This is a genomic window from Streptomyces sp. NPDC048349 (assembly GCF_040651925.1).
Classification (GTDB): domain Bacteria; phylum Actinomycetota; class Actinomycetes; order Streptomycetales; family Streptomycetaceae; genus Streptomyces.
Window position 1 is genome coordinate 23,645 of sequence record NZ_JBEZLA010000010.1, and the last position, 19,823, is coordinate 43,467.

Genomic DNA, 19,823 nt, shown 5'->3' on the forward strand with positions numbered 1-19,823 from the left:
ACCCTCGGCGTAGCCGGTGGAGGGCCCCGAGGGCGCAGTCTCCACCGGCCGGATCGGAAGGTCAGGACGTGTGGGGGCAGTTCCCCCTGTACTCCTCGATGGTCGGGCCGGGGCTCGGCAGCGGGCAGAGGAACTGTTCGTAGCGGGTGTCGTTGTCGATGAACCGCTTCAGCCACGCGACGCTGTACTTGCCGATGGTGGTGTTCGACGTGTTCGGTGTGAAGTGCGTGGCGTTGTTGAGCTCCAGGTACGCCTTGTCGAGCGAGCTCGGCAGGCTGGCGTAGAAGGGCTCCGAGTGCGTGCTGACCGGTGCGATCGTGTCACCGTCGGCTCCGACGACCAGGGTCGGCGTCTGTATCTCGGGCCAGGACTTGTCGAGGTTCCACCCGGTGAGAGCGATGGCTGCCTGCAGCGCAGGCCGGGTCTTGGCAGCCTCCAGCGTGCCGCCACCGCCCATCGAGTGGCCCATCACACCGAGCCGGCTGCTGTCGATCCTGCTGCGGACGGTGCTGCGTTGCGTCAAGTAGTCGAGTGCGGACAGCAGTTGCCGCCCTCTGCTGTCGGGCTGGTCGAGGGTGGTGAGCGTGTCGATGGTCAGGACGACGAAGCCCTGTGAGGCCAGTCGCGGGCCGAGCCAGGCGATGGACGACTGGGTGGCGGTGTACCCGGGGGAGATGGCCACGGCGCCGAACGTTCCGTCGCCGGTGGCGGTCGGGTAGTAGATGGTGCCGCCGCCGAAGCCCGTGACGCCCAGGGACGACACGCTGGTCTGCGAGACCGCGTAGGGGCCGCGGGCGGCCTCGATGCTCGACGTGGTCGGTGCGGGTCCCCGTTCGTACGGGTTGGCTGCGGCCTGGGCCCCGGGCGCCGTGAACGTGGCGAGTCCGCCGATGGTCAGGAGTGCCGCCCAGGGGGCGAGGAGCGACCGGAGGCGCGTCCTCCCGGAGCCGGCGGGGCGGGCGGACCGGCCGTTGGTACGGGCGCCGCGGGGGTGGGCGTTCTCGGTGGGGTGCTGCTGCACGACGGAGTCGTCCTCTCGGTCGTGGCGGAGTAGAACCGGCCGGCCGCCGGCGCCCGGCTCCGCGCCGAGGACCGTACTGCCTGCCGGTGGTACCGCCGCTTTCGTTGGCCGGACCACTGTCACGGCGCACCCGGCAAGCCCACATCGGTGGAATCACCGGTCTCGTGGGCGCACGCGGTCAGCCCGGGGCCCGGCCGATCGCTTCGGCCGGGCCCCGTCCCCCCCTGTGTCAGGCCTTCTTGCGGGCCGTCTTGTAGAGCTCGGCGGTCAGGGCGGCGACCTCCTCCTGCGAGGCGCCCTTGCCGCCGGTCTTCGCCTGCGCCAACTCGAAGACGTTGGCGCCTCCCAGAGTGGAGTAGTCGGACCAGGCGCAGACCGGGAACTGGAACTCCGCGGCACCGCCCTTGGGGGCGCCGGCATCCTTGTCGTGGGTGACCTTCACGTCCTGGCATTTCATGAGCGCGCCCTCGAAACCGGCGGGCTTCATGGCCCGGGGGCTTCCGAGGCGCTCCATCGTGAGCCCCCGCGCCTTCCCGTCGCCCTTGAAGCCCTTCTTGGTGACGTTGGCGAAGTAGTTGTCGAGCGCCGTGGCGGGGTCGGGGATGTCGCCGTAGAGGCCGTCGAAGGTCAGGCGCTTGCCGCCCACCTTCGCGGGATCGTCGGGGTCAGTGCTCACCGCGTTGTAGATGCCGGACACCGCCTGCGCGTTGTTCACGCCGACACCCGCGGCCTCCTTCCTCTGCCCGGCGTTCAATTCGGCGGGCGCGCTGCCCGGACTCGACTTCTTGTAGGCGTCGACCGACTCGGGGGCGACGAGCGTGTAGCCCTTGCTGTCCACGGTGACGTCACCGTTGCCCACGCCGTCGCCGTCGCCGCCGAGTGCGAAGTACGCGCCACCCGCGATCACCGCGAGGGCGACGATCACTCCGGTGACGATCAGGCCGGTCTTCTTCCCCGTGGCCGGCTTCGGGGGCGGACCGAGGAAGCCACCCGGTGCGCCTGCGGACGGGGAGTGCCGGCCGAAGGGGTGGGGTTGCCGGGGCGGGCCCCAGCCCTGCTGGCCGAGCGGCTGAGGCCCGGAGGCGTCAGGCGGCCCGAAAGCTCCGGGCCGGGGGTAGGGCGGCTGCTGGTCGTGCGGTCCGGGCTGGTCGTGGCTCATGTGCGCTGTCTCCCTGTGGGTCAGCCCGCCGCGGCGAAGGCGGCTTCGAGGCGGGGGACGTAGTCGGCGAAGGCCGGGGCCCAGCACCCGTAGTTGTGGCCGCCGTTGCAGGTCGGGGCCAGCGACGCGCCGTTGCCGTAGTCGACGAGACGGCTGGGAATGCCCAGCTGGTCCAGGCGGGCCTTGACGGTGTGGGAAGCCGTCGCGGTGTGGACGTCGATGAGGTCGTTGTTGCCCGTGTAGAGCGTGATGCCGGTTGCGGAGAGTTTGGCGAGGTTCACCGGCGCTGCCGGATCGACCGCCTTCCACACGCGGTCGGCGTCGAAGAACGGGTACGGGGAGCCGAAGATCGCGTCGCTGTCCACATAGGGCCCGTGGCCCGCGCAGTCGCCGGAACCGGACCCGGACGAGCTGCTCGCCGCGCACCAAGCACCGGCGAGGTTCAGCTCGGTGGCCAGGACGGCCCCGCGGACCTCCCACATGCCGAAATCGATGCCCCCGGACAGGGCCGCCACGTGGCCGAACAGGTCGGGCCGGGCCTGGGCGTAGTGCAGGGAGCCGTAACCGCCCATGGACAGTCCGACGACGGCGCGGTGGGCGCGGTCGGCGCGGGTACGGAGATTGGCGTCGATGAACGGGACGACCTGGGTGAGGTGGAAGGTCTCCCAGTTCGCCTTCCCTTCGGCCGTGGTCTGCATCAGCCAGTCGGCGTACCAGCCCTTCATTCCTCCGTCCGGCACCACGGTGATCATCGAGTCCGAGTGCAGCGCCGGGGCGGCCGCGACATCGTTCACGTTGCCGCCACCACCGTGCAGGAAGTACGTGACCGGCCAGCGGCGGCCGGAGTCGGTGTCGTAGGCGGCCGGGAGGAGGATGCGTATCCGGTGCTTCCCGGAGAGCTGCGGGGTGGTGACGGTGAGGGTGAAGTCGGTGGGGCTGTGCACCTGCGTCTCTTCGCGGACCAGGGACAGACCGTAGCCGTCGCTGAAGTCGGGGACGTCGGCCGACTCCGAGGAGGCGGCGGACACCGGGTCGGAGCCCGGCACCGTGGCCGGTACTGCGGCCGGTACTGCGGCCGGCGCTGCGGCGTGTGCGGCGCCGGCGCCCGTCAGGGCGGTGAGCGCGAGTGCCGCGCCGAGTGAGGTGAGGCGCAGGGACGTCATGGGGAATCCTTCGTCGAGGAGGCTCGCGGCGTGCTGGGCTGCCGCGAGCCGGACATCCCGATGGTGGTGTCCGCAACCGCCCGGCCAACAGGCCAAGCCACCGGCCATTGGTGACCGGCGGTCGAACGGCCCCCGGTCCGTGCCGTTTCGGGGACCGCCGCCCCCGTGTCCGCGTGGTCACGGGGCGCTGGTCGACGGGGGTGTGAACGTGGCCGGTGCGAAGTCCCGGTGCCGACCGCGGAACGTACGTCCGAGGTGGTGCTGCAGCCGGACGTGGCGGAACTGGTACACGGCTCCGGTCTGGCGCAGCACCCCTCGGTCGTAGGCATCGTCCAGGAACGCGGCGGGGTCCCACGGCAGGCGCCCGGCCAAGGGCAGCCAGACACGTGCCAGCACGATCCATTGCCCCCACGCCGTGAAGGTGAGCACGTAGGAGGCCGCGCCGCCCAGGCCGCCGACCGCGCCGATGAACAGACTGTCCTGGACCCCCCAGTTGAGTGGTCCCACGAACGTCCCTTGGAGCAGCCGGACGATCACGTACCCGCCGAAGGCGATGGCCAGGGTGAACGCCGGAGCCAGGATGAGGAACTGCCGGCCGGCCGTCGCACGGTTCGAGGACAGCAGACTGATCGGGGTGGCCGCCGCGGTGACGTCCACGGGCACTTCGAGTGCGGCCATGAGCCCGAAGACGAGACCGGCGGCCGAGCCGAAGATCAGCCCGAGGACCAGCATGTTGATCAGGGTGCCTTCGACGATGCGCGGGTCGGTGATGGACGTTCCCGCGGCCAGCGCGCGTCCGAGGGTGAGAGCACAGGCGCACCCGATGCCCATGACCGTGCCGCCGACCAGACCTTGCCCGAAGCGAGCGGTGAAGGTGCGCAGGGGCCGGCGGCCGAGGCTCTCGTGCGTGGCGCGCAGTGCCAGCCGGATGCGGGCGGGTTCGAAGGCCGCTCCGTCGCCGGACCGGTCCGCCATCGCGTAGACGGCTCCGAAGGCGAGGCCCGCGGCGGGGCCCATGAGACCGCCCTGCACGAGGAGTTCGCCGAGGGGGAGCGGAGTGAGCACGAGGCCGACCAGCCAGTCGGCCAGGGTGACGCACACGACGGTGGCCAGGACGAACGCCAGGGTGCGCGCCGAACGCGACAGCGAATCGCCGAGCTGCCACCACGCGAGGTCCTGGCGTTCGCGGTCGAGGCGGACCAGGTGGTGGGCGAGGTAGCCGAGCCAGCCTTCTGCCCGAGCGGGGTCCGGGTAAGGAGCCCTGGGCCGTCGGCCGGCCGCATCCCGTTCCGGGGCGCGGCGTCGGTAGACCGCGGACACGAAGCCCGCCAGCAGGTGCTCGTCCAGGCTCTTCACGGAGGGGAACCGGGTGGCGTCCAGGAGCTCGGCGGGATCCCGGTCGGGCGACTCGCTGTAGAGGGTGCGGGCGAGGATGACCATGAGCGGGGTGGTCAGCACGGCGGCGAGGTTCGTGTGTGCCGGCCCCTGGCGCGTGCGCAGTTCCGTGAGGACCGCGTCCCACGGCGAGCCGGGCACGCAGGTGTCGTGGGCAGTGCCGGCGTCGGACGCAGGGACGGCGCGGGCCGTGCGGGGCAGGTAGTCGGCGAGGTCCTCGAGGGTGAGGTCCGTGAGCTCGATGCCCCCAGCCCAGATGAGCGGCGCGTGCGCCGCCCGGACCGCTTCGGCGTACTCGGCGCGCCGGCTGGTGAGGACGAGAGGGGAGGAGGTCGCGTTGAGCGCGTCCAAGGCCTCGCGCCTTAACCCCTCGGCGATCTCGTCGAACCCGTCCAGGACCGGCAGGATGAGGTCGGCGTCGACCAGCACGGCGGCCAGGGTCGCCCCGCCGGAGCTGCGCCGGGCCAGATGCGGGTGGTCGCGCAGCAGTCGGCCGATCAGCCAGTCGCGCAGTGCGGTGGTCGACGGGTCCCAGGAGCCGATGCTGAAGATCACCGGCACGCGGCGGTGGGGGGCGGGGGTCTCCAGGAGGTCCAGGACGAGCCTGATGGTGAGGATGGACTTGCCCGAGCCGGCCCGACCGAGGATCACCAGCCGCCCGGAAGGGATCTTCAGGTAGACCTCGGCCATGCTCCGCAGGTCGCCGCCCAGATCCACCTCGCGCGGAGTCCCGCCCGGCCCCAGCCGCTGGATGTTCTCCGCCCGGTCGGTCAGCACGGCGGGCGCCGGCTTCCACCGCACGGGCAGGGGGAACGGATCGTGGACGCGACGTTGCGCCTCCTCGCGACGCCAGCGCCGCCGGACCTCCGTCGCCAGCTCGCGCGCGGCGTCGGCGAGCGCGGGGTGGACGGGCGGCCCGGCGGGTGGTGCGGGCGCGGGCGCGGGCGCGGGATCGGGTGCAGGCGGGCGCGCAGGCGCGGATATGGACACGCCGTGGCCGTGGCCGTGGCCCTGGCCCTGGCCGTGTCCGCTGTCCGCACCGGTGTCATGCGGCGCAGTGGATGAGCTGGTGAGCGCACTCGCCAGGAGCAGACGGTCCGCGTCTTCCAGGCCGAGCGCGTCCGCGAGCAGATTCACCGTCCCCATCCGGTGGTTGGTGGATCCGCCGTTCTCCAGCCGGCGGATGGTGCGCACGCTGACCCCGGACCGCTCGGCCACCTGTTCCTGCGTCAGATTCGCTTTGTCGCGCAGCTTGCGCAGCAACGTTCCGAGGTCCTCCGTCATCCAGCCTCTCCCCTGATCCGCCAGTACGAACGGCGGTGAGCCTACCCGTGGCCGCCGGTCACCAATGGCCGGGTGTCTGACCTGTACAAGAACCATGACCGCGACCACCGTTGGGGGCCATGCCCCTACGGACGTCACAGCAGGGAGGCGACGTGGCCAACCGCTTCTGGTGCGGAGAGTGCACTTTCAAGACGCCCTGGGTCGACAGTCCCGAGGGGCTGCGCCGGCAGATGGAGCACTACGCCCGCAAGCACCCCGGCATGCACCCGGCCGGCCAGGTCGAAACCCGAAGGCGCGGCCCGGTCGCCCGCAAGGGATGCCTGCTGCTCACGGCGGGGGCCCTCATCCTGCTCACCGTGGTGACCACGTGGCGCCATTGAAGGCCTGCGGCCCCTGGCCGAAGGCCGCCGTCGAACGGCGGCCGGGCCCCCGTCCCCTCCGGGCGGGGACGTTGCTCCTTTCCGGGTCGGCGCGGAGAACTGCTGACCCTCACGTGCTTGTCATCATCAGGAGGTTGGTTCATGTCACACTTGCCCGTTCCCCCGCGCCGTGGCGGTCGTTCCGGTCCCCCCGCGCGGCGGCGCCCTGGTACCGCCACGGCGGCGGGAAGTCTCGGTATTGCGTACGGGCTGGTGGTGGGGGGCGCTGGAGTGTCCGGGATGGTGTGGGGGCTGAGCGCATTCGGTGAGGTGGGCTGGGTGGTCTTCCTCTGTGCCTTCGTCATCCCGTTCGGTGTGGCCCTGGTGCGCAACGGGGCCAAGGTGCTGTCGGGGGAGCCTGAGGCGGGCCCTCGGCTGAGCCAGCTGCTGGTGGTGCCGGCCGGCCTGTCCGGCATCGCGATCGGTTCCATGGTGGCCCAGGCGGACTTGGCCACCAGTCAGGCGCAGAACCAACTGACGGGCTTCATCGTCGCCTTCGTACTCTCGGCCGCAGCGATCGTCCTGACCGAGGCGCGCTCCACGAAGGCATACCTCGGCCTGCTCTAACGCCTCGGCAGAACCGGAGAAACGCCGCGGCGGCAGGTGGCCCCGGCCGGCCGGGGCCGGTCGCTGCTACCGGCTGATCAGCGGCAGCACGGGGAAGGGGTGACCCTGCCAGATCAGTCGAGAGGCCTCTTCCGGGTAGGCGGTGACAGCCGACCGGGTGTCGAAGCGCTGAACGAGCCGTTGATCGGTGTCGTACGCGGGCCAGCCGGGTTCCCCGTCGCCGGCGAACGAAGCCCATGCGGTGCGCATCCGCGCGGACAGGTCCTCTGCCTCCGCGGAGGGCGTTTCGCCGATCAGCATGGCAGGCTGACCACGGTCCAGGTTGCCGAAGACCAGTGGTACGTCGAGGCCGTGGCAGGCGCCGAAGGCGCCACCCATGCCCGGGGCCTGCCAGGCCAGCTCGTAGACGTACGCGCGACCGCCGGCCGCCGTCTGCGCCTCGGCGAGGTGGAGCGACGGCATGCGGAACAGCCAGTCGGAATGCACCAGTTCGTACAGCTCGTCCGGCCCCGCCGCCGGGAACGCGTCGCGATAGCGGCGCGCGCCGTCCGGGCCGGGCGCGAAGACCTGGAGGGCGCTCGCCGCCTGCTCCTCGCCCACCTCACCGAGCAGACCGTTGATCGCGGTGAACAGGCGCTGCTCGTCGCGGGTATGGCCGACGAGCAGCTCGATGTCGCGGCCGGCGCCCTCGCTCAGGGCCTGCCACGGTGTGACGGCCAGGACCTCGCCGTCGACGACGGGTGCGAAGGGGATCGACCGGTGCGCGGGCCGGCCCCAGCGATGCGCCCACTGGCCCGTCTTGGCGCCGACCGCGTCACCGGCGGCGGACAGCCGGTGTGGGGCAACACCGGACAGGTCGCCCACCGTGGGCCGCAGCCCCAGCTCGGCGGCGCAGGCAGCCGTGATGTCCGCGGCCAGCTCCGGTGAGAAGAACGTCCCCGGCACGCTCTGCGCGACGGCCCGGCGGAAGAGCCCGGCCGCACGGTCCATCGCCAGCAGCGCCGCGACCGACCCCCCACCTGCCGACTGCCCGAAGACCGTGACCCGGTCGGGGTCGCCGCCGAAGGCCCCGATGTTGTCGCGCACCCACTCGAGAGCGGCGACCTGGTCGAGCAGGCCGCGGTTGGCAGGAGCCCCCTCGATCTGCGCGAAACCCTCGATCCCCACGCGGTAGTTGAACGTCACCACGACGACGCCACCCTCCCGCGCGAGCCGACCACCGTCGTACTCGGGGAGGCCCGACATCCCGATCACGTAGGCGCCGCCCTGGATCCACACCATCACCGGCAACCCCGCACCCGGGTCGGGTTCGGGCGACCAGACGTTGACCGTCAGCCAGTCGTCACCCGCCGTGTCCTGCGACAGCCCGTCCATGCCGAAGTGCCCGCCCTGAGGGGGCGGCGGGCCGTACGAGAGGGCCTCCCGCATCCCGCTCCAGCCCCCTGCCGGTCGCGGCGCGGCGAAGCGCAACGCGCCGACCGGCGGCTCGGCGAACGGGATGCCACGGAACACCGCCACACCCGCCTCCCGGCTGCCGCGCAGCTTCCCGGCTGCCACGCGGACTTCGGGCCGGGACCCGGACGGCTTGGACTCGGCGTCGGTCATCACAACTGCCTCTCAAGCAGGAGGAGAGGGCTCGCGGCGGCCCCCGGACCCTGCGGATCATCCACCGCGGTGGGACACCGCGCCAGCGATTTACGAAGCCCTCGCCCCCCTGGAGCGGTGCATCCGCCGCCTGGATCGTCCCCCTGTCCACACGTCTTCGGTCTTGGTGTCGGCACTCGTGGACAGCCCTTTGGCCGGTGGCGGCGGTGACCACGTCGTCACCAAGGGCTCCGCACCTTGACGCCCAGGGCGCGGACCTGCTCCTGGCCGTGCGGGTGGAGCTTCATCAGAAGGTCCTCGCCGATGGCGTCGTTGCGACGCCAGATCGTGCAGAGCGTGTGCAGAGCCGCTTCCGCGACCTCCGGCGCTTCGTCGGTCGCGGCCTTCACCAGAGCCTCCTGAACCGGCCTGGAGTGGAGCTCTCCGACCGCCCGCGCTATTCGGGCCCGCTGCTCGGCGGGCACGTCCGGGTCGGCGAGCAAGCGCAGGACACCGGCCGTATCGCGGGCATCCTGGCAGGGCAGGACCCAGCAGACGAAGACGAGCTGGGTGACCACCATGATCACGTATTGCAGCGGCATGAGCAGCCCTACGGGCAGCAGGGGAGCCAGCGGAAGCACGACCATCCAGCCGCCCCGGATCCGCTGAGGACCGCCGGTCGGCGGTTCGAAACGGCGACCGGCCAGCAAGATGACGACGAACATGGTTCCGATCGTGAGGAGGGGTACCGCGACCAGTCCCAGTCGCATTCCCAAGCCGAACTCCTCGCCGAACGAGTCTCCCGGCGACACCGCCACCGCAGCTGTCCAGCCGATGAGGGCAGTCAGGACGTAGCGCTGCAGGGATGCAAGCAGCCATCTCCCCGTACTCATGCATTTTCCTCGCTACTTCAGAAGTTCGTGGTGCGGGCGCAACTGACCAGGTGCGCTGCGGCTGTGCCGCCCCACGACACCGGCGTCGAGGTGAAGGGGGATCCGCCCCAGGAGCCTTGGACATGGACCGCCCACGTGACCCTCACCGCCGAGAGGGCACGATCTTCGCCGGACACCGAGGGCAGAGCGGTCAGCCTAGGGCACGAGGACGATCTTGCCCCGGACCCGGCCGGTTTCGCTGAGTTCGTGCGCCTTGGCGGCCTGCGTGAGGGGGAAGGTCTCTGCGATCGTGGGGCGTACGCCGTGGGCGTCGACGAGTTCGGCGAAGGCGGTGAGCACGGCGGGTGTGGGCTCCAGGAAGAACTCCACGAACCGTACGCCGAGTTCGTCCGCGCGGGCCGTCACCTCGGTGCGGTCGACGCCGACACCGACGACGTCGACCAGGATGCCGCCGGGCTTGAGGGTGGCCAGGGAACGAGGGCCGTAGTCGTTGCTGATGGTGTCCAGCACCGCGTCGATGCCGCGCAGGGTCGAGAAGTCCTCCACGGTGTAGTCGATCAGCTCGTCGGCGCCGAGTTCCCGCAGGTAGTCGTGCTTGGCGGCGCGGCCCGTGCCGATGACGTACGCGCCGCGGGCCTTGGCGATCTGCACGGCGAGGTGGCCGACGCCGCCGGCGGCGCCGTGGATCAGCACGCGCTGGCCGGGCCGTACGTCGGAGAGGGTGATCAGGGCCTGGTAGGCGGTGAAACCGGAGATCGGCAGGGCGGCGGAGCCGATGTGGTCGAGGGTGCGCGGCTTGGGCGCGATCCGGTCCTCGGTGACCACGACGTGGTCGGCGTGGCTGCCGTGCGGCGGGGTGGTCCAGCCGTAGACCTCCTCGCCCACCGAGAAGCGGGTCACCCCCTCACCCGTGCCCTCCACCGTGCCGCTGAACTCGTGGCCGAGCACGAACGGCGGCGGGCCGAAGAAGTCCACCTTGCCGATGCGGACCTTCCAGTCCGCCGGGTTCATGCCGGTGGCCCGCACCCGGACCAGGACCTCGCCGGGGCCCGGCGAGGGAAGGGGCATCTCGGCGAGTTCCAGCACGCCGGAGTCGCCGATGGCTCGTTGGGTGACCACCCGTGTCGTCGTCATGCGGATCATTCTGAGCCTGATGATCACGCAGGAGAAGCAGTTTTGCCCAGGCGAGGAAAGGTCCCCCGAGGCCTGCGGAACACCTGCTAGCCCAAAGACGCCGACGTGAAGTGCCGTACCTGAAGCGGTGCAACGAGGTAACCCTCCTCGCCCGGCAGAACCACGGGCTGGTCACGCCACCCCTCACCGGCATAGCCGGCCAAGTCCTGCTCGCTGCGCCAGCGGCTGACGTAGAGCACCGAAGTGGGCGGCGCGAGCAGCACCTCGTGGTCCAGCAGACCCGGGTAGCGGCTGGGAAACTCGCGTACCGCAGCGACGAGCATGTCGTGGAACGCCTGGAAACGGTCAGGCCGTACGCGTGCCTCACTCACCCTGATGATCACGCCGTCAGAGTGCCACGCAAGCAGCCGCGGCGCCACCCTCCTTCCGCATGCTCTCCAGGCCTTCCGCCAGGGGTCCCGGCTCACCCGTGCCCGACTCCGGGCTCCGGACTCCGGACTCCGGCGAAGGCTCCGCCGATCCAGCCCACCGGCAGCACGCGGCCGTGGGAGGAGGCACGTGCACTCATCGGGTGGTTCGCAGCCGGTGTGGGCTGAGACACCGGCCGTCGGGGGACCCATAGCGCGCGGGGCAGGAGGAACGCGATCGGCTGCATCCGTCCGCCCGGAGAACGAGGAACTGGCGGCAAGTGCCACCTCACGACACGGAGGACCGAATGCGAGCGCGATCCGTCGAGCGACATCCCATGACAGGAAGCCCGCACGGTCACAACGGGCCAGGTCCCCGCCCCACGCCCGCGGCTGCTGTCGACGCGGACGTCGTGCGGGCCGTGAACCGTGAGCTCGTCCTGTGCTGCGAGGACTTCGTCTCGCTGAGCCGATCCCTCGACGCCGTCTTCGCCGACGACATCGCCGAGCGCCTCTGCGCCTACACCCTCGGCGGTGGCGCGCGCATCCGGCCGCAGTTCCTCTGGTGGGCCCTGCGGGCGTGCGGAGGTACGGACGCCGAGGTACCCGCAGCCCTGCGCGTCGCCGCCGCGCTCGAACTCATCCAGAGCTGCGCCCTGATCCACGACGACGTCATGGACCGGTCGGCCGAGCGCCGCGGCAGGCCCTCCTTCCACACCCAGATCGCGCTCCAGCACGCCGCGAACGGCCGCGAACCCGATCCGTCCGCCTTCGCCCATTCGGCCGCCGTCCTGGCCGGTGACCTCGCCCTGTCCTGGGCCGACGACCTGGTCGCGGGCGCGGACCTGGCAGCCGCCGTGCGCCCGGACATCCTGCGGATCTGGCGGCTCATGCGGACGGAGATGGTCGCCGGTCAGTACCTCGACCTGCACGGCCAGGCGACCTCCTCCCGCTCCGCCGTCCAGGCCATCCGCACCGTCTGCCTGAAGACCGCCCGCTACACCATCGAAAGGCCCCTGGCGCTCGGAGCGGCGCTCGCGGGCGCCGACGCGACGACGACCCGTGCGCTGACCGCCGCCGGCCGGTGCGCAGGAATCGCATTCCAACTGCGGGACGACCTGCTGGGCGTGTTCGGCGACCCCGAGGCGACCGGGAAACCCGCCGGGGACGACATCCGGTCCGGGAAGGCGACGTACCTCCTCGCCGTGGCCCACTCCCGGGCCCGCACCGCCGGCGCGAGGGGCGTCATCGACCTCCTGGAGGACTGCCGCGGCAGCGCCGACCTGTCCGCGGCCACCCTGTCCTCGGTGCGCGACGCCCTGCGGTCGACCGGAGCTCCGGCGCAGGTGGAGCGGCGCATCGGGCGCCTGGCCCGGGCGGCCCAGCACCACCTGGCCGCGGCACGCCTGCACGGCTCCGCCGCCCGGCGCCTCGCAGAACTCCTGACGGCCGTCGCCTCGCCCCCGGGAGGGGACGCCGCACCGCCCGTGACGGCTGCCGGGCCCGGGGGAGGAGCCCGATGAGGACGGTCACCGGGCGAACCGACCACGTGGTGGTCGTCGGAGCCGGCCTGGCGGGCCTGTCCGCCACCCTCCACCTGCTGGGCGCGGGCCGCCGCGTCACCCTCGTCGAGCGCGACCCGCTACCCGGCGGCCGAGCAGGCCTCATCGAGTGCGGCGGCCACCGCTTCGACACCGGGCCGACCGTCCTGACGATGCCTCACCTGCTGGAGGAGGCGTTCGCCGCCGTCGGCCGGACGATGTCCGACCTGGTGACGCTGCACCCGCTGCACCCCGCCTACCGGGCCCGGTTCGCCGATGGCAGCAGCCTCGACGTCCACACCGGAGCCGCAGCCATGGAGGCGGAGATCGAAAGATTCGCCGGAGCCCGGGAAGCGGCCGGATACCAGCGCCTGCGCCACTGGCTCCAGGACCTCTACCAGGTACAGATGGGCCGCTTCATCGACACCAACTTCGACTCGCCCCTCTCGCTCCTGCACACCGACCTGGCCCGGCTCGCCGCACTGGGCGGATTCGGCCGCCTCCAGCCGAAGATCGGTCGCTTCCTGACCGACGAGCGGCTGCAGAGGGTGTTCTCGTTCCAGGCCCTCTACGCCGGCGTCCCGCCCGCCCGCGCGCTCGCCGCCTACGCCGTCATCGCCTACATGGACACCGTCGCCGGGGTGTTCTTCCCCGAAGGCGGCATGCACGCCGTACCCACCGCACTGTCCGAGGCCGCCGCCGACGCGGGCGCCACGCTCCTGCACGGCGAAACCGTCACCCGTCTGGAGCGCACCGGGGAGCGGATCACCGCCGTCGTCACCGACCGCCGGCGCATCGCATGCGACGCGGTGGTCATGACCCCGGACCTGCCCACCAGCTACCGGCTCCTCGGCCGCCGTCCGCGCCGCCCGCTCGCCCTGCGCCACTCCCCGTCCGCGGTGGTCCTGCACGCGGGCACCGACCGCACATGGCCCGAACTGGCCCACCACACGATCTCCTTCGGCGCAGCCTGGAAGCAGACCTTCCGCGAACTGACCCGCACCGGCCGCCTGATGAGCGACCCGTCACTGCTCATCACCCGGCCCACCGCCACCGACCCGGACCTCGCCCCGCCCGGCAAGCACACCCACTACGTGCTCGCACCCTGCCCCAACACCACCGTCGGCCCCTCGGCCGCCGCCTGGAAGGACCTCGGACCCCGCTACCGGGACAGCCTGCTGCGCGAGCTGGAGCGCCGCGGCCTCACCGGCTTCGAGGACGCCATCGACACCGAGGTACTCCTCACCCCCGCCCACTGGGCAGCCCAGGGCCACGCGGCCGGAACACCCTTCTCCGTCGCCCACACCTTCCCCCAGACCGGCCCCTTCCGCCCCCGCAACCTCGTACACGGCGTCGCCAACGCCGTGCTCGCCGGCTGCGGCACCACCCCGGGCGTCGGCGTCCCCACCGTCGTGATCTCCGGCCGCCTTGCGGCCGCCCGTATCACCGGCCTGCCCGGTGCCCGCCGCCGCACCACCGCGCCCCCCGCCGCGGCGACGGAAGGCGGCACCGCGTGACACGACGCGAACTCGACGCCGCCGCCATCGCCGACCCCGCCCTGCGGGCAGCCTTCGACCGCTGCCGCCGCCTCAACGCCCGCCACGGCAAGACCTACTTCCTCGCCACCCGGCTGCTCCCCGCGTCCCGCCGCCCCGCCGTGCACGCCCTCTACGGTTTCGCCCGCTACGCCGACGACATCGTCGACGACCTGACCGCCCCCGCCGCGCCCGGCGAACGGGCCACACGACTCCAGAACCTGTCGCACGACCTGCGCACGGCGATGGAGGGCGGCCCCGGACGCCACCCCGTCGTCACGGCGGTCGCCCACACCGCCCACCGCTACCGCATCCCCCACCGCCACTTCGACGACTTCCTCACCTCCATGCGCAGCGACCTCACCGTCACCGACTACGCCACGCTCGACGACCTGCGCGGCTACATGCACGGCTCCGCGGCCGTCATCGGCCTGCAGATGCTGCCCGTGCTCGGCCACACCGTCTCCCGGGACGAGGCCGCTCCGCACGCCGCCGCGCTCGGCGAGGCGTTCCAGCTCACCAACTTCATCCGCGACGTCGGCGAGGATCTGGACCGCGATCGCGTGTACCTGCCCGCCGAGCTCCTCGCCTCCGAGGGCGTGGACCGGGACCTGCTGCACTGGAGCAGACGCACCGGCCGCCCTGACCCCCGGATCACCCGCGCACTGCGCTCCGCCGCCGCCCTGACCCGTGGCTTCTACGCGGCGGCGCAGGCAGGTCTCGACATGCTCGACCCCGTCTCCCGTCCTTGCGTCCGCACGGCTTTCGTCCTCTACGGGGACATCCTCGACGCCGTCGCCCGCGACGGGTACGCGAGCGTCCACCGCCGCTCCACGGTCCCCTTCACCCGGCGGGCAGCCGTCGCAGCAGCGGGCCTCGCCAGGATCGCGGCCGTTCGTCTTCGCACACCCGCCGCCCGTGACATCCAGGAGCCCTCCCGATGAGCCCGCGAGCCCCACGTCGCAGACGCCTCCCGCTGAGCGTGCGCCGCGAGCCGGTGGCCTGGCACCGGCAGGAACCGACCTGGCGGGAAGCCTCGCCCCCGCTCATCGCCGCCGCCCTGAAAAGGGCCCGGGCCCGGCCCGCCGGCAACTGGTACGTGCTGGGCCCGAGCGCGGCCGTCCGCCCGGACGCCGGCTACGGGCGCACCGTCGAGGGCACGGAGGTCGTACTCTGGCGCGACCCCGACGGAGCCCTCGTTGCCGGACCGGGCGCCTGCCCGCACCTGGGCGCCCCGCTGGCCCGGGCCCCGGTCCACTGCGGCACCCTGGTCTGCCCCTGGCACGGACTCGCCCTCACCGGCGCGCCCTTCGCCGGCTGGATCCCGTACCCCGCCCACGACGACGGAGTCCTGGCCTGGGTACGCCTGGACGCACACGGAGGCGAGGAACCCCTCGAGGCGCCCGCCGTGCCGCCCCGGCCACCCGCCGCGCTCTCGCTGGCCGCCGTCTACACCGGTACCGGCGTGTGCGAGAGCGAGGACATCGTCGCCAACCGCCTCGACCCCTGGCACGGCGCGTGGTTCCACCCGTACTCCTTCGTCGACCTCACCGTCCTCGACGACGGCGCCGAGAGCGATGTCCTCACCGTGCGCGTCTCCTTCAAGGTGGCCCGGCGTCTGGTCGTGCCGGTGACCGCCGCGTTCACCGCCCCCGGGCCCCGCACCGTCGTCATGCGCATCACCGAGGGCGAGGGCGAGGGCTCCGTCGTCGAGACCCACGCCACCCCGCTGGGACCCGGCCACGACGGCCGCCCCCGCACCCTCGTCACGGAGGCGGTCATCGCCGCCTCCCACCGCAGCGGCTTCGCCCTCGCCCGCACGGCGGCACCCCTGCTGCGCCCGCTCATCCGGCGCGCGGCAGGCCGCCTGTGGCGGGACGACCTCGCCTACGCGGAGCGCCGCTGGGAGCTCCGCCGCACCGGACGCTTCCCCGGATGAGCCGCCGGGCAGGGCATGACCCGTCCCGCCCTGCCCGGCAGCGCCCTGGCCGCTCCGGGCGCGTTACGGCAACCGGGCCGGCGCCTGCCCGGGACCCGGCGCCTGCCCGGGACCCGATGCCTGCCCGAGACCCGGCGTCCGCCCTGGACCCGGTGCCTGCTCGGGACCCGGCGTCCGCCCGGGACCCGGCGTCCGCCCGGGACCTGGTGTCTGCCCGGGACCGGGCGTCCGCCCGAGACCGGGCGTCCGCCCAAGACCCGGCGTCCGCCCGAGACCCGCCAACACCCGGCCCGCGGCCATACGGCCGCGGGCCGGCACCGTCCACAGCGTCTCGCCCCGCACACCCCACCGCTCCAGCAGGGCGTTCGCCGCCATGAATCCGCTGGTGGCCGCCCGTTCCATCAGTGCCACCGGCAGCCCCGTACGCACCAGGTCGCCCGCGACCACGACACGGGCGTCGCCCGTGCGCACAGCGGGGCGGTCCCCGTATCCACCGACGGCGAACAGGGGGCAGTCCTCGCGCCACTCGTGCCGGGAGTCGACGATCTCGGCACGCGCCGTCTCCGGGTACACCTCGTGCAGCCGGCGCACGAGCCGCTCCTGCACCTCCGCGCGTCGCTCACCGGGATCGACCGCGTACGCGTGGAGTTCCACCACCGAACCGCCGGTCCGCAGCGTCCAGCGGTGCGCCTCGCCCTCCCACCGGTCCAGCACGCTCACGTTGTCGAGGCCGCCGAAGCCACTGGTGCCGAGGAACGGGTGCCGGTCGCCCGCCACCGGCCGCGACAGCCACAGCCGCGACACCAGGAACGGCGGCGCGGTCCGCAGCCGGTCGATCGAGGCGCGCCACGCCGGACCGACGAGCCGCGGGGACGCGCCGGCCACGGCCCGCAGCCCGGCGGTGTCCAGGGCCAACACCACCCCGTCGTACCGCCCGGCGTCCGCCCCCGCGACGACCTCCACCCGGTCCTCGCCGACGGGGCCCACCTCGTGCACCGGCGTGCCGGTGCGGATCTCCACACCGAGGCCGAGCACATGCCGGGCCAGCGGTTCCCACAAGGCCTGCGGGAACGGCTCGCGCGGCACGTCGAAGAGCAGTCCTTCGCTGGAGCCGAGGAAGTAGATGTGGAACATCAGCACCAGTTCTGCGGCCGAGAGGGTCGCCGGATCTGCGAAGAAGCTCCGCGAGAACACCTCGAAGGCCAGGTGATGGGCCGCTTCCGGGAAGCGGATCGAGGCCAGGAACTCCGCGGCGCTGACCCCGTCCAGCGCCTCGTACACCTCCGGAACGCCGACGTCCAGAAGGGGCAGGGCGGCCCGGGCGTTCATCCGCCCCAGATCCCGCCAGCCGAAGGACGGGCTCTGCGCGACGAAGGCGAGGGCGCTGAGCGGCGGGGTGCGCGGCACGCGCGCGAAGCTGTCCTGCCCGCCGTCGCGGTGGCGCAGCGGATAGTCCGGCAGACCGGTCAGACCGTGGAGCCCCGGATCGGCGCGGCGCAGCAGCGCCCGCAGGTTGTAGTACTGCCGGAAGAAGGCGTGGAAGCCTCGGCTCATCGTCGCCTCCGAGCCGTCCGCCAGCCGCGTCCTCCACCCCGCGAGCCGACCGCCGAGCTGCGCGTCCCGCTCGTACAGGGTGACGCGGACGCCGCGTTCGGCGAGCACGGTCGCCGCCGACAGTCCGGCGATGCCCCCGCCCACGACGGCCACCCGGCGGCCGTACCCCTCGATCCGGGCCCGTCCGCCCCGTGCCTCGACGCGATGTGCCCGGCGGTCCCGGCCCGGGAGCGCCCCGTTCACGAGGCGACCCGGGCGACGAAGGTGTGGGTGATCCCGGTCTGCCACCCCGGCAGCGGCAGCACCCGTACGTCCGTGAAGCCGGCGGCGCGCATCCGCCCGGCGAATTCCTCGGCCGTGTCGAAGCCGAGCACGCTGCGCCACAGGTGCTCGTACAGCCCCGCGTCACCGCCCGCCCGGCCGAGCGGCACGATCAGCGCCCGGCACACCGTCGTCCACAGGGCCCGGTGCGCCGGCTTCCCGCTGAGCGCGTACTCGTGTACGGCGATCCGGGCGCCCGGTGCCATCCGGGCGCGCACCGCGGCCAGCGTGTGATCGGGATCGGGCACGTTGCGGAAGAGGTAGGCGGCGAAGACGGCGTCGAACGGCCCGTCGACCCCAGCCGCCCCCAGCCGGTCGGCCGAGGCCTGGACGAAGCGGACGTTGGCGGGCCACCTTTTGGCGGTGGCCCGCTCCAGCATGCCCGGCGAGGCGTCCACGCCGGTGATGTCGGCTCGTCCCACGGCCGACAGCAGGGCGGCGGTCGAGGCGCCGGTGCCGCAGCCCAGGTCCAGGACGCGGGCGCCGCGCCCCTCGTCGGGCAGCCCCAGCCGGCGGGCCGAGCGGCGCAGGTGCGCGTGATATCCGGGACTGGCTGCGACCAGCAGGTCGTACCGTGCCGCGGCATGGTCGAAGGCAGCCGACAGGGCGTCGTCGCGAAGAAGGGACATGACAGCCTTTCAGCGGTGGCCCGGCCCTGCGGCCGGGACGGATCGGGGGAGCAAGGGCAGTTCCAGCAGCGACCGCAGCATGGGGCCGACGGGGGTGCGCAGCCCGACGCCGAGGTCCTCCCAGGGCGACGTCGCGCCGTCCAGGAAGCGCAGGACCCGCTCGGCCGGCACCGAGGAGAACAGGTGGGCGAAGAACGGCGCGCCGACGACCCGGCCGGTGTCGAGCGCGCGCAGCAGCACCGCGTCCATCGCCCGGGCGCGGCGCCCGTGCACGGGGGGCACCCGGGCGGGGGAGCGGCCCGCCCGCACCGCTGCGGCCAGGTGGCGGCTCTGGCGCTGGATGGCCGCGAAGGTGTAGCCCGTCGACGGGCGGGTCGCCCCGCCCGCCGCCCCGACGAGGAAGACCCGGCGCCCGGCGCGGCGGGGATACCGGCCGTCGCTCATCGGGATCACCCCCTGCTCGCGCCCCGTCACGGTGTAGCCGCCCAGGCGCAGGGCCGACGTGCAGTAGCCGCGCAGGGCGCGCTCGTAGGCCGCCCCGTCGAGAACGGCGGGGGAGAACTCCGTGTACTCGACCAGCGCCTCGTACCGGGTCAGCGGCAGGACGTAGCCGAAGGCGAGCCCGCGGGACGGCTGGGGGAGCCTGAAGTCCATCAAGGTCGCCGCACCCGGGTCGAAGGCGGGCTCCGCCGTACGCACGAACCACCCCAGGAAGTGCTGCAGCAACGTGGTCCGGGCCGCCGGCAACCGCCGCGGCGGCCGCGAGTCGAACACCAGCCCCGACCGGATCACCGACGGCGCCCCCGAGGCGTCCCGCCCGAGGACCAGCGCCGCCCCGCCGACGTCGTGCACCGACTCCACCGTCAGCCGCCGCACCTCCACCCTGTACGAGTCAAGCCGCTCCACCATGGCCGCCTCGAAACGGTCCGACCTGAGCATCTTGTACCTCAGGGATCCCAGGGGCCGCTCGATCAACCTGCCGTCCGGGCCGTGGAGGCGCAGCCGGTCCCAACTCGCCGCGAGCAGCCCGTCGTACGCCCCGGCCCCCGCCTCCCAGTAGCACCAGGTCCGGGTGGGCGGACGCAGCGGCCCCGGCGGTGCCTCGACCACGACCACGCGCGGCGCCACCCGTCCCCCGGGGAGCGGCTTGGACAGCTCGACCGCCAGGGACAGCCCGGCCGCCCCCGCGCCCACCACGGTCACCTCGGCGTCCCAGCTCACCCCGGCCTCCTGCCCGCGCGCCAACCCGTACCTCTTCTGCGCCGGACCCGCCGACGG

At 73.0% G+C, this 19,823-nt stretch carries 17 protein-coding genes; 6 read left to right on the plus strand and 11 right to left on the minus strand.

Going from position 1 to position 19,823, the window contains the following annotated elements; translation table 11 throughout:
- Positions 1 to 61: 61 nt before the first annotated feature.
- The 4 genes from AB0D44_RS08305 to AB0D44_RS08320 all read right to left on the minus strand — a co-directional run bounded on the left by AB0D44_RS08305 (position 62) and on the right by AB0D44_RS08320 (position 6,022).
- Positions 62 to 898 carry an alpha/beta hydrolase gene (locus tag AB0D44_RS08305; RefSeq protein ID WP_362586590.1) on the minus strand — a complete coding sequence of 279 codons (837 nt, stop codon included), beginning with the start codon at positions 896 to 898 and terminating at the stop codon, positions 62 to 64.
- 352 nt (positions 899 to 1,250) lie between these two features.
- On the minus strand, positions 1,251 to 2,180 hold the full coding sequence (locus AB0D44_RS08310; protein WP_362586283.1) for a hypothetical protein: 930 nt from the start codon (positions 2,178 to 2,180) through the stop codon (positions 1,251 to 1,253).
- A gap of 20 nt (positions 2,181 to 2,200) precedes the next feature.
- A complete protein-coding gene (locus AB0D44_RS08315; protein ID WP_362586286.1) occupies positions 2,201 to 3,343 on the minus strand; it encodes an alpha/beta hydrolase-fold protein in 1,143 nt (380 codons plus the stop codon).
- A gap of 177 nt (positions 3,344 to 3,520) precedes the next feature.
- Positions 3,521 to 6,022, minus strand: coding sequence for a helix-turn-helix domain-containing protein (locus AB0D44_RS08320; RefSeq protein WP_362586289.1), 2,502 nt, complete (start codon positions 6,020 to 6,022; stop codon positions 3,521 to 3,523).
- A gap of 152 nt (positions 6,023 to 6,174) precedes the next feature.
- On the opposite strand from AB0D44_RS08320, the gene AB0D44_RS08325 reads away from it, so the two are divergent.
- Together AB0D44_RS08325 and AB0D44_RS08330 are read left to right on the plus strand one after the other, a co-directional pair.
- Complete coding sequence (locus AB0D44_RS08325; RefSeq protein ID WP_362586292.1) at positions 6,175 to 6,402, plus strand: hypothetical protein; 228 nt, start codon at positions 6,175 to 6,177, stop codon at positions 6,400 to 6,402.
- A 279-nt stretch (positions 6,403 to 6,681) separates the two neighbouring features.
- Positions 6,682 to 7,008, plus strand: coding sequence for a hypothetical protein (locus tag AB0D44_RS08330; RefSeq protein WP_362586295.1), 327 nt, complete (start codon positions 6,682 to 6,684; stop codon positions 7,006 to 7,008).
- Between the two features lie 66 nt (positions 7,009 to 7,074).
- On the opposite strand, the gene AB0D44_RS08335 is transcribed toward AB0D44_RS08330, so the two are convergent.
- From AB0D44_RS08335 to AB0D44_RS08350, 4 genes are all read right to left on the minus strand, one after another.
- The gene (locus AB0D44_RS08335) at positions 7,075 to 8,613 is read right to left on the minus strand and encodes a carboxylesterase family protein (protein WP_362586298.1); all 1,539 of its coding nucleotides are present in this window, start codon (positions 8,611 to 8,613) and stop codon (positions 7,075 to 7,077) included.
- Positions 8,614 to 8,831: 218 nt separating this feature from the next.
- Positions 8,832 to 9,485 (minus strand): HEAT repeat domain-containing protein, encoded by a 654-nt coding sequence (locus AB0D44_RS08340; protein ID WP_362586301.1) that lies wholly within the window; start codon positions 9,483 to 9,485, stop codon positions 8,832 to 8,834.
- A 195-nt stretch (positions 9,486 to 9,680) separates the two neighbouring features.
- Positions 9,681 to 10,619 carry an NADP-dependent oxidoreductase gene (locus tag AB0D44_RS08345; protein WP_362586304.1) on the minus strand — a complete coding sequence of 313 codons (939 nt, stop codon included), beginning with the start codon at positions 10,617 to 10,619 and terminating at the stop codon, positions 9,681 to 9,683.
- Positions 10,620 to 10,705: 86 nt separating this feature from the next.
- On the minus strand, positions 10,706 to 11,002 hold the full coding sequence (locus tag AB0D44_RS08350) for an antibiotic biosynthesis monooxygenase (RefSeq protein ID WP_362586307.1): 297 nt from the start codon (positions 11,000 to 11,002) through the stop codon (positions 10,706 to 10,708).
- Between the two features lie 446 nt (positions 11,003 to 11,448).
- On the opposite strand from AB0D44_RS08350, the gene AB0D44_RS08355 reads away from it, so the two are divergent.
- From AB0D44_RS08355 to AB0D44_RS08370, 4 genes are read left to right on the plus strand one after another with little or no spacing between them, the layout of a single operon-like run.
- On the plus strand, positions 11,449 to 12,549 hold the full coding sequence (locus AB0D44_RS08355; protein WP_362586310.1) for a polyprenyl synthetase family protein: 1,101 nt from the start codon (positions 11,449 to 11,451) through the stop codon (positions 12,547 to 12,549).
- Positions 12,546 to 14,084, plus strand: coding sequence for a phytoene desaturase (locus tag AB0D44_RS08360; RefSeq protein ID WP_362586312.1), 1,539 nt, complete (start codon positions 12,546 to 12,548; stop codon positions 14,082 to 14,084). The genes AB0D44_RS08355 and AB0D44_RS08360 overlap by 4 nt, the downstream gene beginning before the upstream one ends.
- Positions 14,081 to 15,046: a phytoene/squalene synthase family protein gene (locus tag AB0D44_RS08365; RefSeq protein ID WP_362586315.1), complete on the plus strand. Its 966-nt coding sequence runs from the start codon at positions 14,081 to 14,083 to the stop codon at positions 15,044 to 15,046. Before AB0D44_RS08360 ends, AB0D44_RS08365 begins: the two co-directional genes overlap by 4 nt.
- Positions 15,043 to 16,041, plus strand: coding sequence for a DUF5914 domain-containing protein (locus AB0D44_RS08370; protein WP_362586318.1), 999 nt, complete (start codon positions 15,043 to 15,045; stop codon positions 16,039 to 16,041). The genes AB0D44_RS08365 and AB0D44_RS08370 overlap by 4 nt, the downstream gene beginning before the upstream one ends.
- Before the next feature lie 63 nt (positions 16,042 to 16,104).
- Here AB0D44_RS08370 and AB0D44_RS08375 read toward each other — a convergent pair whose 3' ends face one another.
- From AB0D44_RS08375 to AB0D44_RS08385, 3 genes are read right to left on the minus strand one after another with little or no spacing between them, the layout of a single operon-like run.
- Positions 16,105 to 17,838 (minus strand): FAD-dependent oxidoreductase, encoded by a 1,734-nt coding sequence (locus AB0D44_RS08375; protein ID WP_362586321.1) that lies wholly within the window; start codon positions 17,836 to 17,838, stop codon positions 16,105 to 16,107.
- Positions 17,835 to 18,545, minus strand: a complete 711-nt coding sequence (locus tag AB0D44_RS08380) for a class I SAM-dependent methyltransferase (protein WP_362586324.1) — start codon at positions 18,543 to 18,545, stop codon at positions 17,835 to 17,837. The genes AB0D44_RS08375 and AB0D44_RS08380 overlap by 4 nt, the downstream gene beginning before the upstream one ends.
- A gap of 9 nt (positions 18,546 to 18,554) precedes the next feature.
- Entirely contained in the window at positions 18,555 to 19,766 is a 1,212-nt protein-coding gene (locus AB0D44_RS08385; RefSeq protein ID WP_362586326.1) for a lycopene cyclase family protein, read from the minus strand.
- Positions 19,767 to 19,823: the final 57 nt, after the last annotated feature.